We start from the raw sequence: 21,072 nt of genomic DNA on the forward strand, positions 1-21,072 counted from the left end.
GCCGCCCGGGCCAGCGCCGCGCTCGGGGTGCCGCTCATCCATCTGTCGACCGACTATGTCTATCCGGGCGACAAGGCCTCGCCGTATGTCGAGACCGATGCCACGGGGCCGCTCGGCGTCTATGGCCGTTCGAAACTGGAAGGCGAGCAGGCCGTGATGGCTGCCCATCCTGGTGCGGTCATTCTCCGCACCTCATGGGTCTACAGCCCGTTCGGCGCCAATTTCGTGAAGACCATGCTGCGGATCGGCAAGGACCGCGACCTCGTCCGGGTCGTCGCCGACCAGCTCGGCAATCCGACCAGCGCGCTCGATATCGCGGATGCCGCGCTGCGGATTGCACCGGACCTGGTTTCAGCCCGGAAGCCAGGCGGCATCTATCACTTCTGCGGCACAGGCAGCACCAACTGGTGCGAGTTCGCGCGATTCATTTTCGCCCAAAGCGGCAAGCTGGGAGGGCCCGCATCCGGGGTGGAGGCCATCACCACCGCCGACTATCCCACGCCGGCCCGGCGCCCTGCCAATTCGCGCATGGATACCTCGGCCTTCGCCGAACGGTTCGGGTTCGTGCCAAGGGGCTGGGAGGAGGCGGCAGTGGAAACGGTCAGGCGCCTGCTTGCCTGAGGATCATGCAATGAACGCGGCTGCACAAATACGTCCTTGCGCCCCGGAGCAAATCGTAGGAGAATTCCTTGTCGGGAGTGCGGGCATTTTTCTAGGGTGGGTTGAGTAACGTGGCGTTGCTTCCCGAAATCGTGCGTCGCGTCGTCCGCGCCAAGTTGAGCGGTGGCATTTCCATGCCGGCGCGTGGCCAGAAGCAGCTCCCCTCCATTTCTATCTATTTCTCCGATCCACTTGCGGATCTGATCTCGACTGGCGCGCAAGATTCGGAACGTCCCATCCAGCGCCTGTCGCGGACCGTCTTTGCCTGTGGCGGCACGGCCGTCGTCGTGCGCTACGCTCACAAGCGCGACCTGGCCGTCCTGAACGCGCGCCGGTTTTCCAGGGTCTACCTGCTGATCGACGACGATCTCGAGAATCTGGAACAATCCGACGGACTGCCGCAAGATTACCGGCGGAAGCTCATCGTGTATCGCGATGGCCCGTTCCGGCGGCTGATGGATCTCGTGACAGACGTGGTCGCACCGTCCGAGAACATCCTGAGTGCCTACAGTCCGAAGCGGGCCATTCACCTGGACCCGGCGCAGTGCCACCAGACTGCGGCACTTGTCCACCATCACAATGTCCGCCCGTTCGACATCGTTTTCGCGGCAACCCGTTCGCATCTCCACGACCTGAGCCATGTGGCGCCGGCACTGGCCGAAGTGCTGCGCCGGCGGCCCGATGCCCGGCTCACCACTTTCCTGAACGGCCATGCGCCGCGTTCGCTGCGGAACCTTCCCAACGCCATTCATCTGCCCATGATGGAATGGTCGCGCTACCGGGCCTATGTGGCCGAGAACCGCTTCCATGTGGCGATCGCCCCGGCGCTCGACACGCCCTTCAATCGGGCCCGGTCGATCAGCAAGCTGCACGACCATGCTGCCTTTGGCGCGGCGGGCGTCTACAGCCACCAGCAGCCCTTCGACCGCATCGTCGCCCATAACCAGTCGGGCCTCCTGATATCGAATCAGCCTGAAGAATGGCGCGACAGCCTGCTTGATCTTGCCGAACGGCGCGAAAAGACACTGAAGCTGGCATCGGGCGGGCAAATACTCTCCCAAACCCTCGGCGACATCCGCAGGGTGCGGAATTTCTGGATTCGCGAACTCGGCCTCGCCTGACGGGCTGTTAACCATGTGTTAGTCACGCGCCGATCACTGTGGTAAAAATATCAAACACTTAGGATTTTGGGGCATTTTGGCCAAGCTTTCAGGCCTAGCCTTGCCTAGGCCATTGGTGATAGTTTAATCACCTTCGGGTGACTCCGAAAGGAATACGGGTTTTCGCAGGTGGGATGGCGAGGCTCGGTGTGGAACGCAGAGGGGATTTCTTGAGCTTTTCAACGACCGCCACTGTCCGGCAGTTGCTACTCTGCATCGCCGTGCTTGCCCTGTCGGGCTGCGCCATACCGCGCAGTGGCCCTTCCGAAAAAGCCATCACGCAGGAATCAGCCGACCTCGCTGGCTTCACGCTCATCGATGTCTCGGCGGCTGCCGTCGCCAATTATCGTGTGTCTTCGGGCGGCGACGAGTCAGGTACGGCTGGTGTGCCGCCCGCTCCAGCAGTATCGCTATCCTCTGGCGACATCCTGCGAGTCCGCATTTCCGAGACCAAGGAAGGCGGCATCTTCGCGCCGCTCTCGAGCGGCGGGACCAGTTTTGACAATGTCCGCGTCGATCACAAGGGTACCATTTCGCTTCCCTATGTCGGCCGCGTGAAAGTCGCTGGACTCGATCCCCAGCGGGTGGAAGACCGCCTGCGCTCGCGGCTTGCCGGCGTCACCTTCGAGCCGCAGGTCTATGTCGAGATCATTTCCGACCGCGGCTCCAGTGTTCTCGTCAGTGGCGAAGTGAAGAGTGCCGGACGGTTCTCGATGCTCGAAGGGCCGCTGACCCTGGCCGATGCCATTGCCAAGGCCGGCGGCGCGACTCTTCCGCCGCACCAGATCGACGTCGTGATCAGGCGCGGGTCCTCGGTCAGGCGCATCCCGCTGCAGACCGTTCTGAATGGCAACAACCAGCAGCTCCGCGCGGGCGATGAAGTGACGCTGGTGGTCGACGCCAAGCTGTTCAACGCCATGGGCGCGGTGCAGAAGACCGGTCAGATCGAATTCATGAAGCCCAATCCCTCGCTGCTGGATGCGATTTCGCAATCTGGCGGCCTGATGGGAAACCAGGCAAGCACCACAGGTGTCTTCGTGTTCCGCCTGAGTGAGCCCAAGGCGTGGCTCGATGCCGATAACCGCTGGCAGGAAGGCCCGGTCATCTTCAAGTTCGACATGTCCAAGCCCGAAACGATGTTCATCGCTCAGGCCTTCGGAATCCGCAACAACGACACGATCTACGTGACCACGGCGCCTTCCGTCGAGTGGGTCAGGCAACTGTCGCCGATCGCTGTCACGCTGTCGACCGTGGGCAGCGCCGTCAGACTCAACTCGGCAGTCGAAGGGGCTGTCTGGTCCACAGGCAACTAAACCTCTTCGAGACGGCAAAAGGCGGCAGGCAATGACCATCGCGGTGTTCGGCAGCATCAACATGGATGTGACGGCCTACATGGACCGCCTGCCGAAGCCGGGCGAGACCTTGCAGGGCCGCGAATACAAGTTGGGGCTCGGCGGCAAGGGCGCCAACCAGGCGGTTGCCGCGCGGAAGCTGGGAAGCGACGTGCGCTTCGTGTGCCGGCTGGGGGCGGATGACTTCGCCAAGCCCGCCGAGCGCGAACTCGCCTCCTACGGAGTCGATCTCTCGCTCGTCCGCAAGGACGAAAGCGGCGCCACCGGCATCGCCATCATCAATGTGGGAGAGGGCGGCGAGAACTACATTTCCCTCATCGGCGGCAGCAACCTCGCCATGGACGGGAGCGACGTCGCGCGTGCGCGCGCGGCACTCGAAGCGGCCGATGTGCTGCTCCTCCAGCTCGAGGTTCCTCTCGCCGCCTCGCTTCAGGCGGCGGCCATCGTCAAGGCGAGGGGCGGCACCGTCATCCTCGATCCCGCGCCTGCGCCCAGGGACGGGCTTCCGGCCGATGTGCTGCAGGCGGTCGACATCATCACACCCAACGAGACGGAAGCCGGACTGATCCTCGGCTGGCAGCCGCAGACGCTGGAGGATGGCCTCAAGGCGGCCAGCGAGCTGCGGGCGAGGGGTGTCAAGATTGCCGTCGTCAAGCTCGGCGCGCGGGGACTGGCGGTAGCCGGGCCTGGCGTCGAGGCCATCATTCCCTCGTTCAAGGTGACCGCCATCGATACTGTGGCGGCGGGCGACAGCTTCAACGGCGGCCTTGCGCACGCGCTCGAAGCGGGTCTGGGCATCGAGGCGGCGCTGCGCTATGCGGCGGCCTGCGGGGCGCTTTCGACAACGAAGAAGGGCGCCTCCGCCGCCGCACCAACCAAGGCCGAGGTCGAGGCGTTCATGGCGAAAGCCTAGTTCGGGATCCGCGTCGTCAGAGTGCCGTCCACAACAACATTTGTGCCCGAGACGAAACTGGCGCGGCGGCTCGACAGGAACACGACCATGTCGGCAATCTCTTCCGGTTTCGCCATGCGGCCGAACGGGTTCTCGGCCACATTGCGGGCGAAGCGCTCCGGCTCGTTGATCCTGACCCGATCCCAGAAGCCATCGGCGAAATAGGTGGTTCCAGGCGAGACCACATTGGCCCTGATGCCCATCGAGGCCACATGGCGCGCCAGAGACTTCACATAGAAGAACAGCGCGGCCTTCATCGTTCCGTAGGCCGACGATCCATAGCCGTAGTCCTCCGTGCCCGAAATGGACGAGATCGCCACGATCGAGCCCGCGCCGGATTTCGCCAGATGCGGGATGGCGGCCTCCGAGGCATTTCGCGTATGCATCAGGTCGATCTCGAAGGCCTCGCGGAAGGCGTCTTCGCCCGAGCCGGATACGAGGGCCGACGCGTTGCAGACCAGAATGTCGAGCCCGCCGAGTGCCGCCGCCGCGCCATCCACGAAGCGCGCCAGAACCGCACCATCGCCCACGTCCAGCGCCTCGCCATGACTGCGCACGCCAGTGGCAGCGAGGTCCTTCACCGTGGCCGCAACCCCTGCGGCATTGCGCGCGCATAACGCCACGTCGCAGCCTTCTGCCGCCAGCCCGAATGCAATGGCGCGCCCGATGCCCTTGGTGCCGCCCGTCACCAGCGCGCGCTTGCCCTGCAGGTGAAGGTCCATGTCAGACCACCTCCACCGCCGCCGGGTCCCAGTCCTTCGGCTGCGGGTACTGCGGGTTCATCTCTTCCAGCGTTTCGCGCACGATGCGGGAAATGGCGGCATTGCGCACCCAGTTGCGGTCGGCGGGGATCACGTACCAGGGCGCGTGCGCAGTGGAGCAGCGGGTGACGGCTGTCTCGTAGGCCGCCATATAATCGTCCCAAAGGGCGCGGTCTTCCAGATCCCCGGGGTTGAACTTCCAGCGTTTCTCGGGCGTGGCAATGCGGTCGCGCAGGCGCTCGCCCTGTTCCTCCCTCGAGATGTTGAGCATGAATTTCAGGATCTTCGTGCCATTGTCGCTCAGCATCTTCTCGAAGGCGTTGATCTCGTCATAACGGCGCTCGATTGCCTCGGGGCTGGCGAACTTCCTGACCTTCACCACCAGCACGTCCTCGTAATGCGAGCGGTTGAAGATGCCGATGTAGCCCTTGGGCGGGCAGGCCTTGTGAACGCGCCAGAGATAGTCCTGGGCAAGTTCGTCCGCCGTCGGGGCCTTGAACGGCGCAATCTTCACGCCGATGGGGCCGCAGGTGTTGAACACGGCGCGCACCGTGCCATCCTTGCCGGAACAGTCGATGCCCTGCAGCACGACGAGCAGCGAACGCTTGCCTTCGGCAAAGAGCCGGTCCTGTAGCGCGTCGATGGCGGCGGCATCCTTTTCGGTCTGCAGTTTCGCCTCTTCCTTGCTGCCAAGGCCCGTGTCGTCCCGCGTGTCGCGCTTTGCCAGCGCGAAGCTCTTGCCCGGTTCGGCCATGTAGCGCTGGCCGATGGATGTGCTCTTGAGTGCCATGGTCTGGTTCCCGTCTCCCGGTTGTGATGTGATCTTAGCCCCCTTGATTGCGGCTTGTCATGGCCCTATCCCCTGAACTGCTCCATAAACGGGACATTCGCTTCGTGACCGCATCGAACAAGACTCAGATGGCAGCCGCCGCCTACCGGCTTCCGGCCATGGACATGGATTTCCTGCTGGGCGACACCACGCGCGGACTTCGTTTCCAGCTCGAATACCAGAAGGCTGAAGAACATCTCCGGAAATGGGGTGTGGCGACGACCGTGATCGTCTTCGGCTCGGCGCGCATCCGGGAGGATAATTCGCAAGGCTGGTATGGGGCGGCCCGCGAGTTTGCCCGTATCTGCTCGGAGGAGGGTGGCGCCAAGCTGACCAACGGCCATCCGCGCCAGAACGTGATTGCCACCGGCGGCGGACCGGGCATCATGGAGGCCGCCAACCGGGGCGCGCATGACGCAGGTGCTCCCTCGATCGGCTTCAACATCACGCTCCCCATGGAGCAGGAGCCCAACGCCTATTCGACACCCGACCTCACCTTCCGCTTCCACTACTTTGCGATGCGCAAGATGCATTTTGCGATTCGCGCCTCCGCGCTCGTGGTGTTCCCCGGCGGCTTCGGCACCATGGACGAGCTTTTCGAGATCCTGACCCTTCGCCAGACCGGCAAGATGGACGATGAGCTTCCCGTGGTGCTCTATGACTCGAAGTTCTGGAAGGGCCTCATCAACTTCCAGCAATTCGTCGACGCGGGCACGGTCAGCCAGTCCGATCTCGACCTCTTCGGCTATGCCGATTCACCGCGTGAAGCATGGGATGAATTGCTGAAGCGCGGCCTCAAGGTCTCGAAGGAGTAAACATGACGATCCGATTGAAATTCCACGGCGCCGCCCGGACCGTCACCGGATCGTGCTACCTGATCGAAACCGAACGGGCACGGCTCCTCATCGACTGCGGCATGTTCCAGGGCTCCAAGACCGAGCGCGAACTGAACTACCGCCCGTTTCCCTTCGAGCCATCTTCGCTCACCGCGATGATCCTCACGCACGCCCACATCGATCACTCGGGCCTCATCCCCAAACTGGTGAAGCATGGCTTCACGCAGAAGATATACTGCACGCATGCTACGGTAGATCTCTGCGCGATCATGCTGCCCGATTCCGGAAACATCCAGGAAACGGAAGTCAGGCAGTTGAACCAGCGCCGCCTGAAGCGGGGCGAGGAAGAAGTGTCGCCCATCTACACGATCGACGACGCGATGGCCGCTCTCGAGAATTTTTATGGGCTGGGTTTCGAGACCTGGTTCGAGGCTTCACCGGGCATCCGCGCGAGGTTCTGGAACGCGGGTCATCTGCTCGGCAGCGCCTCGATCGAGATCGAAGTGGAGCAGGAAGGTTCAAAGCCCTTACGGCTGCTGTTCTCGGGCGACATCGGCCCGGACAACAAGATGCTGCATCCGGACCCTGAGGCGCCCGCCGGTTTCGACTATGTCATCTGCGAGTCGACCTATGGCGGGCGTGACCGATTCGAGCGTGAAGAGGCCGGCCGCCGTGTCGTTCTGGCTGGCGAAGTGAACGTGGCGTCAAAACTCAAGGGCGCGCTCCTGATCCCGTCCTTCGCGGTGGAGCGAACGCAGGAACTCGTCACCGATCTCGTCAAGCTGATGGATGACGGTGCGGTCCCCAAGGCCAATATCTTCATCGACTCGCCGCTCGCCTCCAAGGCGACGAACATCTTCGTCAAGCACGCCAAGGAGCTGCAGCACGGGGGCGACCTCACGCGTGCCTTCACGTCGCCCTACGTGCGGACCACCGAGAGCGTGGAAGATTCGAAGGCGCTCGCTCGCTTCACCGGTTTCCGCATCATCGTCTCGGCCAGCGGCATGTGCGATGCGGGCCGCATCCGGCACCATCTGAAGAACCATCTCTGGCAGCCTTCCACCACGGTCCTTCTCGCGGGCTTCCAAGCCGAAGGCTCGCTCGGCCGCATCCTCGAGGATGGCGCAAAGACGGTGACGATCATGGGCGAGGAGATCAGCGTCAAGGCGTCGATCCGCCGGATCGAGGACTATTCGGGCCATGCCGACGGGCCGGAGCTGGTGCAATGGGTGAAGGAGCGCCTGCCTATCGGCCGCTCGATCTTCCTCACGCATGGCGAGGAGGAAGGCCAGACGGCACTCGCCGCTGACCTCAATGGACTTGGCGTCCCCAATGACTGCATCGTCATTCCGTCGCTCGATTCGGTCTATGACCTGTCTCAGGACGGATGTGCCTATGTGGCGGAAGAGACGCGGCCCCGCATCGATCCCACAATGGTCGCGCGCCTCGATAGCCATAACGATCTCGCCGACCTTGTGCTCGATATTCGCGATGTGGTGGAAAAAGCGGGCGACGAGAAGGCGCGAGGCGTCATTCTTCGACGTCTCAGGAAGGCGCTGCAGGGCGAAGGCGGCGGCGACGGAAACCGCAGGCGTCCACCCGTCTCGGGTCCGTCGCGGCGGAACAGGGGTTGGGACGAGTAGCGGGATCACTGCAAAAGTTGTTGGAACGTTTCGATTTCCGTGAAATACACGTTCCAATGAGTGACGTCTCCGCCCCGCCCCGCGATTTCGCAGGCTTGAAGGCCCTTATTGCCGAGCGTGCCGGCGAATTGCCGAAGCGCCTGACCCAGATCGCCAGTTTTGCACTCGACAATCCGGACGAAATTGCCTTCGGAACGGTGTCTTCCATCGCCGAGCAGGCTGCGGTCCAGCCCTCCACGCTTGTCCGCTTCAGCCAGGCCCTTGGCTATCAGGGCTTCTCGGAGATGCAGGAGATATTCCGGTCGCGGCTCCGCGACCGCATTCTCAATTATGGCGAGCGGATCCAGCAGCTGCGCGAACACGCCGAATCGACCTCGAAACCCAATGTCATCTTCCAGGGATTCTGCGACGCGGCCGAGAAATCGATCGCCGGCATGCGCGAGAAACTCAATCCCGATGAACTCGACCGCGCCGTTGACATGCTGGCGGGGGCGGAGACGATCTATCTGCTCGGCCTCCGGCGTTCCTTTCCCATCGCCTCGTACATGGCCTATGCATTGGGAAAGCTTGGCGTGCGGAGCATCCTGATCGATGCGGTGGGCGGGCTGGCGGCGGAGCAGATCACGTTCGCCACTCCGAAGGATGCCGTTCTGGCCATATCGTTTACGCCCTATGCCAGTGAGACGGTGGCCCTGACGCGCTGGGCTGCCGAGCGCAAGGTGCCGGTCGTGGCGATTACCGACAGCCCGTTCTCGCCGCTCGCACAGACGGCGGACATGTGGATCGAGGTGGGGGAGGCCAATTTCGAGGGCTTCCGGTCGATGTCTGCCACGCTGACACTGGCCATGACGCTCACCATTGCCGTTGCGGAACGGCGTGAACAGGGTGGGTAAGTCATTGGACGGATCAGACGGCCCGCCATTGTTCCGCCATCGTCCCGCGATGATTCTGACGCATCAGTAAGGGCATTCACCTCCTGCATGGAAGAGTTTCCCGACCACTATACCGCGCTTGGTGTCGATCCCACGGCCGATCAGGATGTGATCGCTGCTGCCTTCCGGGCGCTCGCCAAGAAATACCACCCTGACACCGGAACAGCTGCGGGCACTGCTTCGTCCGAACGCTTCGCCGAGGTGCAGGAGGCCTATGATGTGCTCGGCAATCCCGAGCGCCGGGTTCAGTACGATGCCGACCTTCTGGAGGCGACGCAGCGCGCGCTGGATGCCCATCTTGCCGCCAAGACCCGGCGGCTTGCGCCAGGAAGCGTTGCCCAGGAACGTCTCGGCAGGGCTGGACCCGATCTGGGGGGCATCCGGCCAGAACCCCCTGTTCAGGCGGCTACCAGCACCACGCGGCGTCGCGCGGCATGGATATTCGCCGGCCTGTTGCTGGTCAGTGCTTCGGGTGCTGCCGCGTTATGGGGCTACTCTCCGCCGCAGCCAGCGTCCGAGCCGGCAGTTGCGGTGCAGGCGCCTGCGGTTGAGGCCACTGTTCCCAGCAAGATTGTAGATGTTCCCCAGGAACCCGAATTCGGAAGCTCTGCCACAACCGAGGTTTCTGTCGATGAGCCGGAAATGCCCGCTTCGACGCCACCGGCCGAACCCGAAATCCCCACGCCGACGCCGAAACCCGCGCCCGCCGTTCAACAGAAGCCCAAGCCTGTGCCTGCAGATCGCGGACTGTTTGCACTCGTGATCTATGAGAAGGCAGGTTCCAGACCGGTCAAATCGGAGCGAGCCAGCGTTCTCTTCAATACGCGGAGCAATTGTGCGGAGTTCGGCGTCAGGACCGTGCTGCGCCGCCTTGCTGCAGAGAAGGGCCCCGCGAAGCCACGCATCTGGTACGAGTGCCGCGACGACGCAGGGGGATGAAACTCCTTCGCAGTTCAGGCCTTCTTGACGAATTCAGTCTTGAGGACCAGTCCCTTGATCGAGCCCGTGCGGCCTTCGATCTCGCCGGGGTTGTCGGTGAGGCGGATGTTCTTGATGAGCGTGCCGCGCTTCAGCGTTTCGCCTGCGCCCTTCACCTTGAGGTCCTTAATGACGTGAACCGAGTCGCCGTCTTTCAGGATATTGCCGTTCGAGTCCTTCACGTCGTCCAAGATCGCCTCCATTGAATTCCCGGTGCCTAGCACGTCTTGCGCCTCGACCCGAAAACAAAACGGCCGCCCGGAGGCGGCCGCTGAAACCCCATGTGATGCGTCTCACCACTCGGCAGGGGGCGGCTCGGCATTGGCGTTGGCAGAGCCCAGCACCTGCTGGTCGAAATCGATGATGGAGCCGGTCATCAGGCCCGATTCCTCACTCGACAGATAGGCCACGGCGCGTGCGACCTCCGTTGGTTTGAGCAGGCGGCCGAAAGGCCGCCCGGCTTCGGCCTTCTTCAGCCAGTCCGGATCGGCATCGTGATAGGTTTTCATGATGCGGTCTTCGCCGGGCGTGTCCATCCAGCCGATGTTGAGGCCATTGATGCGGATGCGGTAGTTCATCACGCTGTAGGCGGCGTTTTTCGTCAGCACCGCAAGTGCACCCTTCGAGCCGCAATAGGCGGTGATGAAGCTTTGGCCGCCATGGCCGGACATCGACAGGATGTTGACGATGGTGCCACTGGTCTTCGACCTCTTCATCAGGTGCAGCGCGTCCTGCATGAGGAAGAAGGGCGCCTTCACATTGATGTCGAACATGCGGTCGTAAAGTTCCGGCGTCGTATCCCAGATGGAGCCGCGGTCGGTGATGGCCGCCGCGTTCACCAAAGCATCGATCTTGCCGAACTCCGTGTCACAGGTGGCGACAAGCTTGCGGGCATCCTCGAGTTTCGCCAGATCGGCCTCGACATAGATGGTCTTCACACCCTTCTTCTCGAGGTCGGATTTGACGCGGGCGCCGTTCTTCGTATTGCGACCGGCGATGACCAGCCCCTTCACGCCACGGTCGGCGAAAAGATGCGCGATGGTTTCGCCCAGCCCTTGCGTCGAGCCGGTCACGACGGCGATCTTGCCATCCATGGAAAGGTTCTTCAGCGAGTCCATGTTCATGGTCAGGCCACCTTCACTGGCTTGCCGGTCTTCCAGGACTCCGTCGCGGCGTCGGCGAGCTTCTGGGCCTGCAACCCATCGAAGCCAGACGGACGCGGATCGCGATTTCCGGATGAGACAGCGTCGATGAAGGTGTTGAGCTCGTTGGCATAGGCCGCAACATAGCGTTCCACGAAGAAGTTCTGGACCGGGTCCGCCTTGACGCCGTCGGCATTGTGGATTTCCACGGTCGTGTTGTGGACGTTCCGTGCACTGAGCATGCCCTTTGAGCCGTGCACTTCCATGCGCTGGTCGTAGCCATATGTGGCGCGGCGCGAATTGGTGATGACGGCGATGCGGCCCGAAACCGTCTGCATCTGCACGGCGGCGGTATCAACGTCGCCCGCCTCGCCGATCCCCTTGTCGACGAGCGATGAGCCCAGCGCGTTGACGACCACGAATTCCTCACCCATGAGGAAGCGGGCCATGTCGAAGTCGTGGATCATCATGTCGCGGAACAGGCCACCGGACGCCTTGACGTAGGAGGGCGGCGGCGGGGCGGGGTCGCGGCTGATGACGGTGACGATCTCGACATCGCCGATGTCGCCGCGGCGGATGCGCTTCTCGAGGTCGGCAAAGTTGGGATCGAAGCGGCGGTTGAAGCCGATCATCAGCGTCGACTTGTTCTTCTCGACGATCTTGAGCGTTTCGAGAATGGCATTGACGTCGAGCGACACGGGCTTTTCGCACATGATGGCCTTGCCGGCATTCGACGCGGCCTGGATCTGCTCGGCATGGAACGGGGTCGGCGAGCCGATCAGCACGGCATCGACGTCCGTTGTCTTCATGATCTCCTCGACGCTGGCGACCTTCGCGCCATATTCCTTGGCGAGCGCCTCTGCTGCCGCAGGAACGGCGTCAGCAATGTAGGCCACTTTCGCCTTGGGATTGGCGGCGATGGTCCGAGCGTGAACCTTGCCAATGCGGCCAGCTCCAAGTACTCCAAATCTCAACATTCCAGGGTCCTCCTCAGGTCGTTCTTTTTTGCACAGGCCTAGCCAAGCGTCCTGCCACAACTGCGGGCGCAAATAAAGTTGCAGATAGCGTATGGATGCAGTTTTTCTTGATCAGGATGTCAGTTCCCGCCACACTTCACTCAATAGAATATACGTTCTGAATTGACTTATTTTTGGAATTGTTGTTTCATAATGTCAAGCGAGCAATCGAAAGGATCAGAGACAATGAAGTCGCAAACGGGTGGCCAGACACGGCTTGATGTTATCACCGTGGGGCGTTGCTCGGTGGATCTCTACGGTCAGCAGATCGGCTCGCGGCTGGAAGACGTTACGTCCTTCGCCAAGTCGGTGGGGGGGTGCCCCTCCAACATCGCCATTGGCACGGCACGGCTCGGCCTGAGGTCAGGCCTCATCACCCGCGTCGGCGACGAGCAGATGGGCCGCTACGTGAAGGAGCAGATGGGGCGCGAGGGCGTGGCGCTCGACGGCATGACGACCGATCCGACGCGGCTGACATCGCTGGTGCTGCTCTCGGTCGAGAACGACAAGACATTCCCACTCATTTTCTATCGCGACAATTGCGCCGACAGTGCCTTGAACGAAGCAGATGTCGACGAGGCATTCGTCAGGTCAGCCGCTTCCGTGCTGGTGACGGGCACGCATTTCGCCACGCCTCACACGGATGCGGCACAGCGCAAGGCCATGCGTATCGCCAGGGCCAACGGCGGCAAGGTGATCCTCGACATCGATTACCGTCCCAATCTCTGGGGTCTTGCGGGGCATGGCGCGGGCGAGGAGCGCTATATCAAGTCCGACAAGGTGTCTGAACACATAAAGACCATCCTTCCCGATTGCGACCTCATCGTCGGCACGGAAGAGGAAGTCCATATCGCGGCCGGCACGGAAGATACGCTGGACGCGCTCCGCATCATCCGTTCGCTATCTGGTGCGGTGATCGTCCTGAAGCGCGGGCCGATGGGCTGCGTGGTCTATCCCGGCGCCATACCCGATGCCCTTGACAAGGGCATCGTGGGCAAGGGTTTCCCGATCGAGGTCTATAATGTGCTGGGCGCTGGCGACAGCTTCATGTCGGGCTTCCTGCGCGGCTGGTTGAGGGGCGAGGACCATGCGATGAGCGCCACCTGGGCCAATGCCTGCGGTGCATTCGCTGTGTCGCGTCTGCTCTGCTCGCCCGAAATTCCGACATGGGAGGAATTGCAGTTCTTCCTGAAGCACGGCAGCCCGCACAAGGCGCTGCGCAAGGACGAAGCGATCAACCATGTGCATTGGGCGACCACGCGGCGGCCCCAGTCCGACCAGCTTCTGGCGTTGGCCATCGACCACCGGATGCAGCTTGAGGACATGGCCGACAAGGCCGGGGCGCCGCGCGAGCGGCTCAACCATTTCAAGCGCCTTGCCATCGCGGCCATTGCCAAGGTTTCTGAGGGCAAACCCGGCTATGGCACATTGCTCGATGACATCTATGGCCGCGAAGCGATGTTCGACGCCGCGAAGCTCGGCCTCTGGGTCGGCCGCCCACTGGAGAAGCCAGGTTCGCGGCCGTTGAGATTCGAGTTCACGCAGGACGTGGGCGCGCGGCTTGCCGAATGGCCGGTGACGCATACGATCAAGTGCCTGTCCTTCTATCACCCCGATGACCCAAAGGAACTGAAAAAAGAACAGTCGCAAAAGCTTCGCACGCTCTACGAGGCGGCGCGCAAGGTGGGGCGCGAGTTGCTGATCGAGATCATCGCCGGCAAACATGGAACGCTCGATAACGACACCATCGCGCGTGCGCTGGAAGAACATTATGCGCTCGGTATCAAGCCCGACTGGTGGAAGCTTGAACCGCAGGCATCCGCCAAGGCCTGGGAGAATATCTCAGCCGTGATCGCGAAGAACGATCCTTGGTGCAGGGGCGTTATGCTTCTGGGACTCGAGGCGCCGGAAGCGGAGCTCGCCAGGGGTTTCGAAGCCGTGGCGCCGCACAGGATCGTCAAGGGCTTCGCGGTGGGCCGCACCATCTTCAACCAGGCCGCGCAGGATTGGCTGGCCGGCCGAATTTCGGACGAAGCAGCGACCAACGATATGGCGGAGCGCTTCGGAAATCTTGTAAGGCTGTGGAACGAGGCCCGCAGCGCCTGATCCGGCGCGTGAGCCTGAAAGAAGTCTGAGTTCGGGAGGACCCATGAGCAACACCATCCGCCTCACGGCGGCGCAAGCCCTCGTCAAGTTCCTGACGCGGCAAATGACGATTGTCGATGGCCAGAAAGTCCCGGTCTTTGCCGGTATGTGGGCGATCTTCGGCCACGGCAATGTCGCCGGCATGGGCGAGGCGCTGTGGCATGTGCGCGACGAACTGCCGACCTATCGCGGACAGAACGAGCAGTCGATGGCGCTTGCCGCCGTCGCCTATGCCAAGGGCACGCGCCGCAAGCGGATGATGGCCTGCACAACCTCCATCGGTCCCGGCGCTCTCAACATGGTGACGGCAGCCGCGGTGGCGCATGTCGACCGCATTCCGCTGCTTCTCATACCGGGCGACATCTTCGCCAACCGCAGGCCCGATCCGGTACTTCAGCAGATCGAGAACTTCGGCGATGGAACGGCATCCGCCAATGATTGCTTCAAGCCCGTCTCGCGTTTCTTCGATCGCATCATGCGGCCGGAACAGCTGATTCAGGCTTTGAACCATGCCATGGTGGTGCTCACAGATCCCGCCGAGTGCGGACCGGTGACGCTGGCCTTCTGCCAGGACGTGCAGGCCGAAGCCTTCGACTATCCCGAGAGCTTCTTTGCCGAGCGCGTGTGGGGCAATCGCCGCGTGCGGCCCGACGACAACGAGCTGGCCGACGCCGTCCGTGTGCTGAGGACTGCAAAGAAGCCCGTGATCGTGGCGGGCGGCGGCGTGCTATTCTCGGAAGCCTCGGACGCGCTAGCGGGCTTTGCCGAGCGGCATGGCATTCCGGTGGTCGAGACGCAGGCGGGAAAGTCTTCACTGCCCTTCCTCAACCCCCTCAACATGGGAGCCGTTGGCGTGACCGGAACGTCCGCCTCGAACCAGCTCTGCGAGGATGCGGATGTGGTGCTGGCGGTCGGTACCCGTCTGCAGGACTTCACCACCGGCTCCTGGTCGCTGTTCAAGAATCCGGACAAGACCATCATCGGACTCAATACTCAGGTGTTCGATGCCACCAAGCATCGTGCCCAGCCGCTGGTGGCCGATGCGCGCGTGGGGCTTGAGGAGCTCTCCGCCAATCTTGGTGCGTGGACGGCCCCTGCAAGCTGGACGCAGCATGCCAAGGACGGCTTCAAGGAATGGATGGTGGCAGCCGAGAACTATACCGCGGCCAGCAATGCCGAGCGTCCGTCGGATGCGCAGGTGATCGGGGCCGTGCAGCGGGCCCTGGGCCGTGACGTGTCGCTGATGGCTGCGGCGGGCGGTTTGCCGGGCGAACTCCACAAGCTGTGGCAGGCGAGCTATCCCTCGTCCTATCATCTCGAATATGGCTTCTCCTGCATGGGCTACGAGATCGCGGGCGGCCTCGGGCTGAAGCTGGCGCAGCCCGACAGGGATGTGGTCGTCATGGTGGGCGATGGCTCCTACATGATGATGAACTCCGAACTCGCAACCTCGGTGATGATGGGCGTGAAACTCACAATCGTGCTTGTCGATAACCGGGGCTTCGGCTGCATCAACCGGCTGCAGCATGCCTGCGGCGGGGAGCGCTTCAACAATCTCTACGACTACAACACCCATCAGGACGTCTCGCCCCAGATCGACTTCGTTGCGCATGCGCGTTCGCAGGGTGCCATCGCGGTGAAGGCGTCCTCGCTCGCCGATCTCGAGGCGGCACTGGTGGAGTCGAAGAAGAACACGCGGACAACAGTGATCGTGATCGATACCGACCCGATGATCACGACGGACGCCGGCGGCAGCTGGTGGGAGGTGGCGGTGCCGGAAGTCTCTGTGAGGCCTCAGGTGAACGAGGCGCGCAAGAAGTATGAGGCCGGAACGCTGAGCCAGCGGATCGGCGACTGAGGAGTAGACGCATATGTCGAAGCTGAAGATTCATCCTGCCACGGACAATGGCCGCATCGTGCATGTCACGCCCGAGAATGCCGGGTGGACCTATGTCGGATTCGATCTGTGGAAGCTGAAGCCCGGCGAAGTGGCCAAGGGTGGCGAAGCGGGACGCGAAGTTTGCCTCGTGTTCATCGGGGGCAAGGGCCGCGTCGTGGCGGGTGCTCAGGATTTCGGGTTGATCGGCGAGCGCAACTCGCCGTTCGAGGGAAGGCCCTGGTCGGTCTATGTACCGGCTGGAGAGACGTGGTCGGTCGAGGCGGAGAACAATGTGACGCTCGCCGTGTGCACGGCGCCGGGCGAAGGCAAGCTTCCCGCTCGCGTCATCGGCCCCGATGCGCTGCATCAGGAGATGCGAGGCAAGGGTAACAACGTGCGGCACGTGACCAACATCATTCCGGAATGGGAGCCGGCGGAAGGCCTGCTTGTCGTCGAGGTCATCACGCCCGGCGGCAATACGTCGTCCTACCCGCCGCACAAGCATGACCAGGATAATCTTCCGCATGAGTCACTGCTGGAGGAAACCTACTATCATCGCATCAACCCGCCGCAGGGCTTTGCCTTCCAGCGCGTCTATACCGACGACCGCTCGCTCGACGAGGCGATGGCTGTCGAAGACGGTGACGTGACGCTGGTGCCCAAGGGTTATCACCCTTGCGCCACCACGCATGGCTATGATCTTTATTATCTGAACGTGATGGCCGGGCCGAAGCGGACGTGGAAGTTCCACAACGCGCCCGAGCACCAGTGGCTGTTGAAGGTCTAAGCCTTCAACGTCTGCCGGTATTTTTCCGCGTCCCAGTTGACGAGACGGTCGACATCTTCGCCGGTCAGTGACACGAGCGGGTCGTTGTCCTCCACGCGCCGCATCACGTCTGCGAGGCAGCGGCCCATGGGTTCGATGGCGGGCTTCGCGTCATTGCGGATGAGCACGCCCACGCCCGGAACTGCAACGAGCGGCGGCTGGCCATCGAAGCTTGTGGCGACACCAACACCAAGGAACACCACGTGGTCCGGATAGAAGACAAGTGACTTTCCACGCTTGAGTGCCAGCGGGTCGGTTGCCAGCGCGTGCGTTTCGTCCATTGCCGCGGGTTTATAGGTTGTTCCCGCGCAGAGTTTCGCCAGAGCCTGCCGGTCAGGCGGCAGAGCATCCCGCACGGGTCTGTTCACGGCGGCCACCACGCGTTCCAGCACCGCCTCCGCGTCGGCGACGCTGTCCGCCGCCACCGCGAGGCCGTGATTGCCCAGCACCAGCACATCGACGCCTGGCCTCATCCGCGAAGAAATCGCGCCAGCCAAAGGCAAGCCGGGGCGGGCGTAGGGAACGAAGGCCCAGTTGAACCCTGCGAGCTTCTCCGAGAGACGTTGCTCGCCATCGGCGCGGATGGCCCAGGCAATGGTATTCACGCAATGAACGTGGACGACCACACGCTGCGGCATCAGCGCGTGGACGGTCGTTTCGATGGAGGGGCGCAGCCCTGTGCTGTTGAGGTCGGTCCGCACGAAGGCCGTGCAGGACTCGCAGGCCGGATCGTTCGTCGCGAGCGCTGCCAGAATCGCCGCGTGATCGAGCGGCACGAAGATGTCCTTGGCCAGCGCATCCTTCAGCCATGTGCCTGAGGCCTTGATCCACATGACGCCATCGTCCTTGAGGGACGTATTGCCGCCTGCGGCCTGCACGAGCAGCGGATCGGCGCCGACACGGGCCGAGAGTGTGCGGAGCTTGTCGAGTTCTACCATCTGAAGGCGTCCATCACGTAATCGGGTTGGGGATCGAGCGTTGCGGGGTCGTGGCCGACCGAGACGCCCTGCATGACGAGCAATGTGGAGAAACCGGCATTGCGCCCACCCGCCACATCATGCTCCGCGCTGTCGCCGATACAGAGGATGCGCTTGGGGTTTCCGATGAGGCGTGCCGCCTCGCGGTAGATTCCGGGATATGGCTTGCCGATCCAGCTCACCGTGCCGCCAAGCTCTTCATAGAGTGCGGCGATGGCCCCGGGGGCGGGCATCAGGCCTTGTGGAGTCAGCATCAGCTTGTCGGGATTGCAGCACAGGGCCGGAAGCGCGATGCCGGAGAGCAATTTGCGATAGTCGTCCAATGACGTTGCCGGAGCGTTGGAACCGAGGATGAGGATGATCTCTGCATCGCGCGGATCATCGACGAAGGTGATCCCGTCAAAGCCATAATCCTCGCCATCCTTGCAGATGAGGTAGGCGCGGGTGACTTTCAAAGAATTGTAGGCGACCTCGCCGGAACTCACCGCATCGACGAAACAATCACGCGGCACGCCCATCATCACGAGGCGCTTGCGGTTGGCCTCCGCACGCTTTCCCGAATTTGTCATGACGGCGACGGGAATTCCAAGTACCTTCAGTTCCGTCAGTATACGGAGCGTTCCGGGATAGAGATTCTGGCCGTCGTGGATGACGCCGAACTGGTCGATCAGCATGCCGTCGAACTGACGCGCAATCTCCGAGAGCCCTTCAATTCGCATGACCGATCCCGCGCCACGCGAGCCTTGCCGTGCCAACGGCTGCATGCTCGCTCAAGGACGGCTTCTCCGGCACGCCTAGCGCCCTGAGCCTCATCTTCGTCCACACCGGGTTCGAGGCGCCGCCGCCCGCAGTGCGGATGCTGGCCAGCCGCGAAGCGCCCAACTCTCCCAGCTTTGCATAGGCCTCAGCCTCGATGTGGGCGATGCCTTCGAGGATGGCCTGGAAGAAGACGCGCTCATCGGAGGGCCGAGGTTCGAGGCGGGGTGCGAAGGCGGGGTCGTTGACGGGAAAGCGCTCGCCGGGCATTGGCAAAGGATAGTAATCGAGGCCGGTCGGATGGTCGGGGTCGAGCAGCGGCGTCAGGCGGGCCAGGTCGTCCTTCGAGAAGAACTTGCCGATCGCAGCGCCTCCCGTGTTCGATGCGCCGCCCGCCAGCCACTGGTCGCCGATGCGGTGGCTGTAGATGCCGAAATCCGGCGCGAAGACGGGCTTGTCGGAGAGCAGCTTGAGGGTGAGCGTGGTGCCGAGCGAGGTGACGCCGTCGCCGGGGTCAGAAGCACCGCTCGCCAGGAAGGCGGCGCAGCCGTCGGTGGTTCCTGAGACAATAGCCGTATCCGATGAAAGGCCAAACTGCGTGGCCATGTCCGGCTGGATTGTGGCGATCCTCGTTCCTGCGGGCACGACGCGCGGAAACAGCGACGGATCAAAACCGGTCTTTGCGATCCAGTCCGGCCACGCCCGCGTCACCGGGTCATAACCAGATTTGAGTGCATTGTTCTCATCGGTCACGTCATAGGTGCCGGAGAGTTCCCCGACGATCCAGTCGGCCTGATGTAGGATCCGCGAGCCTGCTCCTCGCATTTCCATCGCGCGGGCCAAGGGCGAAGTGCTGCCCAACGCGGCGGTTTCGCGCGGCGCCACAGCGGCGATCAGCGCAAGCTGTGTCGCCTCGCAGACATCGTTGTACATCGAGGCAAGACCCGCCGGGCTGCCGTCCTCGCGGATCGCAAGGATCGTTCCCGAAGTGCCATCAACCGCGATTGCACGAATGGGAAGGCTGGATAAATCGAGTCCCTTGAAGGCCTCGACCAAAGCATTCCACCAGATGGCGGGGTCCTGCTGGATGCGCCCGCCGTTCTGCAGTGGTGCCAAGATGGGGGCGGCGGACATTGCCAGCAGGCGGTTGTCGCGGCTGGTGGCGGCAATCCGCACACCCGATGTTCCGATGTCGATTCCGAGGACGGCTTCGGTCATCATTTCGATTCCATGGCAAGGATGGCGGCGGCGGTCTGCTCGTCGGTGATGAGCACATCGCACATCCCACCCTTAAGCACGCCCCGCAGGGCAGCCGATTTGGTCTTGCCGCCCGACGCAATGACAACGCATGGAATATCGCGAAGCTTGCCGGGGTTGAGCGCCACGACGCGGGAATTCAAGGGATGATTGACGAGACGGCCCTCGACATCGATCCAATGCGCGGCAATGTCGCCCACAGCTCCGGCGCGCTGCAAGTCATCCACTTCCGACCGTGTCACAAGGCCGACACGTGTCATGGTGCAATTGTGGGAGAGTTCGCCGACGGAGAGGAACGCGAGGTCGACCTTCTCGCCCTTGTCGAAAACCTCGCGCAGCATCGGCTGGGACATCAGCACGTTACGCGTCGACTCGGTATCGGTAAGAGCGGGGGCTGCAACATAATAGCACTGCGCGCCGACAAGATCTGCCAGATGCGAGGCCGTCTCGTGCGGGTTCATGGCGGACCCGCGCGTGAGGCCGCCAAGAAGGGAAACGACTGAAAGCTGGTTCAATGCGCGGCGTGGCACGGACTGAATGGACAGCCGGAGGGTGCGGCCCCAGCCGACGCCTACCGACATTCCATCCTTCAGGCGCTCGGCCAAGGCGGCCCCTGCAGCCGTCGCGATGACTTGCGGAATGAGTTCCTGGCTGGGCGGCGTGGGAACGACGGTCGCCTCATCCAGCCCATATTGCTTCTTGAGCTGTTCCTCGAGTGCCACGCAGGAGGCGAGGCGCCCGGTGATGTTGATCTGCACAAGGCCCTGGTCGCGCGCCTGCGCGAGTAGCCTGTTCACGCGGGTGCGGTTGAGGCCGAGTTTCTTGCCGATCTGCGCCTGGGTGAGGCCTGACACGAAATAGAGCCAGGCCGCGCGCGTGGCGAGTTGTTCCTCGGGATCGATCTGAAAGGCAGGGCCGAACGCGACATGCCCCGGTTCGGGTGCCGTTGTGCGGGTTTCTGCGTCTTCCAT

General features: G+C 62.8%; 20 protein-coding genes. 11 read left to right on the plus strand and 9 right to left on the minus strand.

Annotated elements, in window-relative coordinates; translation table 11 throughout:
* The 4 genes from ACEW8Q_RS09990 to rbsK all read left to right on the plus strand — a co-directional run.
* Window positions 1–621 (plus strand): NAD(P)-dependent oxidoreductase (locus tag ACEW8Q_RS09990; RefSeq protein WP_373503908.1); only part of this gene is annotated, 621 nt, incomplete at its 5' end.
* A 110-nt stretch (window positions 622–731) separates the two neighbouring features.
* On the plus strand, window positions 732–1,781 hold the full coding sequence (locus ACEW8Q_RS09995; RefSeq protein ID WP_373503909.1) for a hypothetical protein: 1,050 nt from the start codon (window positions 732–734) through the stop codon (window positions 1,779–1,781).
* 209 nt (window positions 1,782–1,990) lie between these two features.
* Window positions 1,991–3,133, plus strand: a complete 1,143-nt coding sequence (locus tag ACEW8Q_RS10000) for a polysaccharide biosynthesis/export family protein (RefSeq protein ID WP_373503910.1) — start codon at window positions 1,991–1,993, stop codon at window positions 3,131–3,133.
* A 31-nt stretch (window positions 3,134–3,164) separates the two neighbouring features.
* Window positions 3,165–4,085 (plus strand): ribokinase, encoded by a 921-nt coding sequence (gene rbsK, locus ACEW8Q_RS10005; protein ID WP_373503911.1) that lies wholly within the window; start codon window positions 3,165–3,167, stop codon window positions 4,083–4,085.
* Here the strand turns inward: rbsK and ACEW8Q_RS10010 are convergent.
* Entirely contained in the window at window positions 4,082–4,846 is a 765-nt protein-coding gene (locus tag ACEW8Q_RS10010; RefSeq protein ID WP_373503912.1) for an SDR family NAD(P)-dependent oxidoreductase, read from the minus strand. The genes rbsK and ACEW8Q_RS10010 overlap by 4 nt on opposite strands.
* A gap of 1 nt (window position 4,847) precedes the next feature.
* Window positions 4,848–5,675 (minus strand): polyphosphate kinase 2 family protein, encoded by an 828-nt coding sequence (locus ACEW8Q_RS10015; protein WP_373503913.1) that lies wholly within the window; start codon window positions 5,673–5,675, stop codon window positions 4,848–4,850.
* Between the two features lie 128 nt (window positions 5,676–5,803).
* Here ACEW8Q_RS10015 and ACEW8Q_RS10020 point away from each other — a divergent pair, with 128 nt between their 5' ends.
* From ACEW8Q_RS10020 to ACEW8Q_RS10035, 4 genes are all read left to right on the plus strand, one after another.
* Window positions 5,804–6,529, plus strand: coding sequence for an LOG family protein (locus ACEW8Q_RS10020; RefSeq protein WP_373503940.1), 726 nt, complete (start codon window positions 5,804–5,806; stop codon window positions 6,527–6,529).
* Window positions 6,530–6,531: 2 nt separating this feature from the next.
* Complete coding sequence (locus ACEW8Q_RS10025) at window positions 6,532–8,193, plus strand: MBL fold metallo-hydrolase (RefSeq protein WP_373503914.1); 1,662 nt, start codon at window positions 6,532–6,534, stop codon at window positions 8,191–8,193.
* Between the two features lie 56 nt (window positions 8,194–8,249).
* Window positions 8,250–9,086: a MurR/RpiR family transcriptional regulator gene (locus tag ACEW8Q_RS10030; RefSeq protein WP_373503915.1), complete on the plus strand. Its 837-nt coding sequence runs from the start codon at window positions 8,250–8,252 to the stop codon at window positions 9,084–9,086.
* An 87-nt stretch (window positions 9,087–9,173) separates the two neighbouring features.
* Window positions 9,174–10,064: a DnaJ domain-containing protein gene (locus ACEW8Q_RS10035; RefSeq protein WP_373503916.1), complete on the plus strand. Its 891-nt coding sequence runs from the start codon at window positions 9,174–9,176 to the stop codon at window positions 10,062–10,064.
* Between the two features lie 14 nt (window positions 10,065–10,078).
* Here the strand turns inward: ACEW8Q_RS10035 and ACEW8Q_RS10040 are convergent, their stop codons facing one another.
* From ACEW8Q_RS10040 to iolG, 3 genes are all read right to left on the minus strand, one after another.
* Window positions 10,079–10,306: an alkylphosphonate utilization protein gene (locus tag ACEW8Q_RS10040; RefSeq protein ID WP_373503917.1), complete on the minus strand. Its 228-nt coding sequence runs from the start codon at window positions 10,304–10,306 to the stop codon at window positions 10,079–10,081.
* 90 nt (window positions 10,307–10,396) lie between these two features.
* Window positions 10,397–11,221 carry an SDR family oxidoreductase gene (locus tag ACEW8Q_RS10045; RefSeq protein WP_373503941.1) on the minus strand — a complete coding sequence of 275 codons (825 nt, stop codon included), beginning with the start codon at window positions 11,219–11,221 and terminating at the stop codon, window positions 10,397–10,399.
* Between the two features lie 8 nt (window positions 11,222–11,229).
* Entirely contained in the window at window positions 11,230–12,222 is a 993-nt protein-coding gene (iolG, locus tag ACEW8Q_RS10050; protein ID WP_373503918.1) for an inositol 2-dehydrogenase, read from the minus strand.
* A gap of 225 nt (window positions 12,223–12,447) precedes the next feature.
* Here iolG and iolC point away from each other — a divergent pair, with 225 nt between their 5' ends.
* Genes iolC through iolB form a run of 3 tightly spaced genes read left to right on the plus strand, consistent with a single transcriptional unit; the run spans window position 12,448 to window position 17,072 of the window.
* Window positions 12,448–14,367 (plus strand): 5-dehydro-2-deoxygluconokinase, encoded by a 1,920-nt coding sequence (gene iolC, locus ACEW8Q_RS10055; RefSeq protein ID WP_373503919.1) that lies wholly within the window; start codon window positions 12,448–12,450, stop codon window positions 14,365–14,367.
* Window positions 14,368–14,410: 43 nt separating this feature from the next.
* Complete coding sequence (gene iolD, locus ACEW8Q_RS10060) at window positions 14,411–16,264, plus strand: 3D-(3,5/4)-trihydroxycyclohexane-1,2-dione acylhydrolase (decyclizing) (protein ID WP_373503920.1); 1,854 nt, start codon at window positions 14,411–14,413, stop codon at window positions 16,262–16,264.
* 13 nt (window positions 16,265–16,277) lie between these two features.
* A complete protein-coding gene (gene iolB, locus ACEW8Q_RS10065; RefSeq protein ID WP_373503921.1) occupies window positions 16,278–17,072 on the plus strand; it encodes a 5-deoxy-glucuronate isomerase in 795 nt (264 codons plus the stop codon).
* Here the strand turns inward: iolB and ACEW8Q_RS10070 are convergent.
* From ACEW8Q_RS10070 to ACEW8Q_RS10085, 4 genes are read right to left on the minus strand one after another with little or no spacing between them, the layout of a single operon-like run.
* Window positions 17,069–18,049 carry a class II aldolase/adducin family protein gene (locus ACEW8Q_RS10070; protein WP_373503922.1) on the minus strand — a complete coding sequence of 327 codons (981 nt, stop codon included), beginning with the start codon at window positions 18,047–18,049 and terminating at the stop codon, window positions 17,069–17,071. The two genes, iolB and ACEW8Q_RS10070, sit on opposite strands and share 4 nt — an antisense overlap.
* Entirely contained in the window at window positions 18,043–18,807 is a 765-nt protein-coding gene (locus ACEW8Q_RS10075; protein ID WP_373503923.1) for a TIGR01459 family HAD-type hydrolase, read from the minus strand. Before ACEW8Q_RS10075 ends, ACEW8Q_RS10070 begins: the two co-directional genes overlap by 7 nt.
* Window positions 18,797–20,062, minus strand: a complete 1,266-nt coding sequence (locus tag ACEW8Q_RS10080) for an FGGY-family carbohydrate kinase (protein ID WP_373503942.1) — start codon at window positions 20,060–20,062, stop codon at window positions 18,797–18,799. The genes ACEW8Q_RS10075 and ACEW8Q_RS10080 overlap by 11 nt, the downstream gene beginning before the upstream one ends.
* On the minus strand, window positions 20,062–21,072 hold the full coding sequence (locus ACEW8Q_RS10085) for a sugar-binding transcriptional regulator (RefSeq protein WP_373503924.1): 1,011 nt from the start codon (window positions 21,070–21,072) through the stop codon (window positions 20,062–20,064). Before ACEW8Q_RS10085 ends, ACEW8Q_RS10080 begins: the two co-directional genes overlap by 1 nt.

Origin of the sequence: Aestuariivirga sp. (genome assembly GCF_041738905.1) — a bacterium.
In the GTDB taxonomy this organism is placed as follows: domain Bacteria; phylum Pseudomonadota; class Alphaproteobacteria; order Rhizobiales; family Aestuariivirgaceae; genus Aestuariivirga.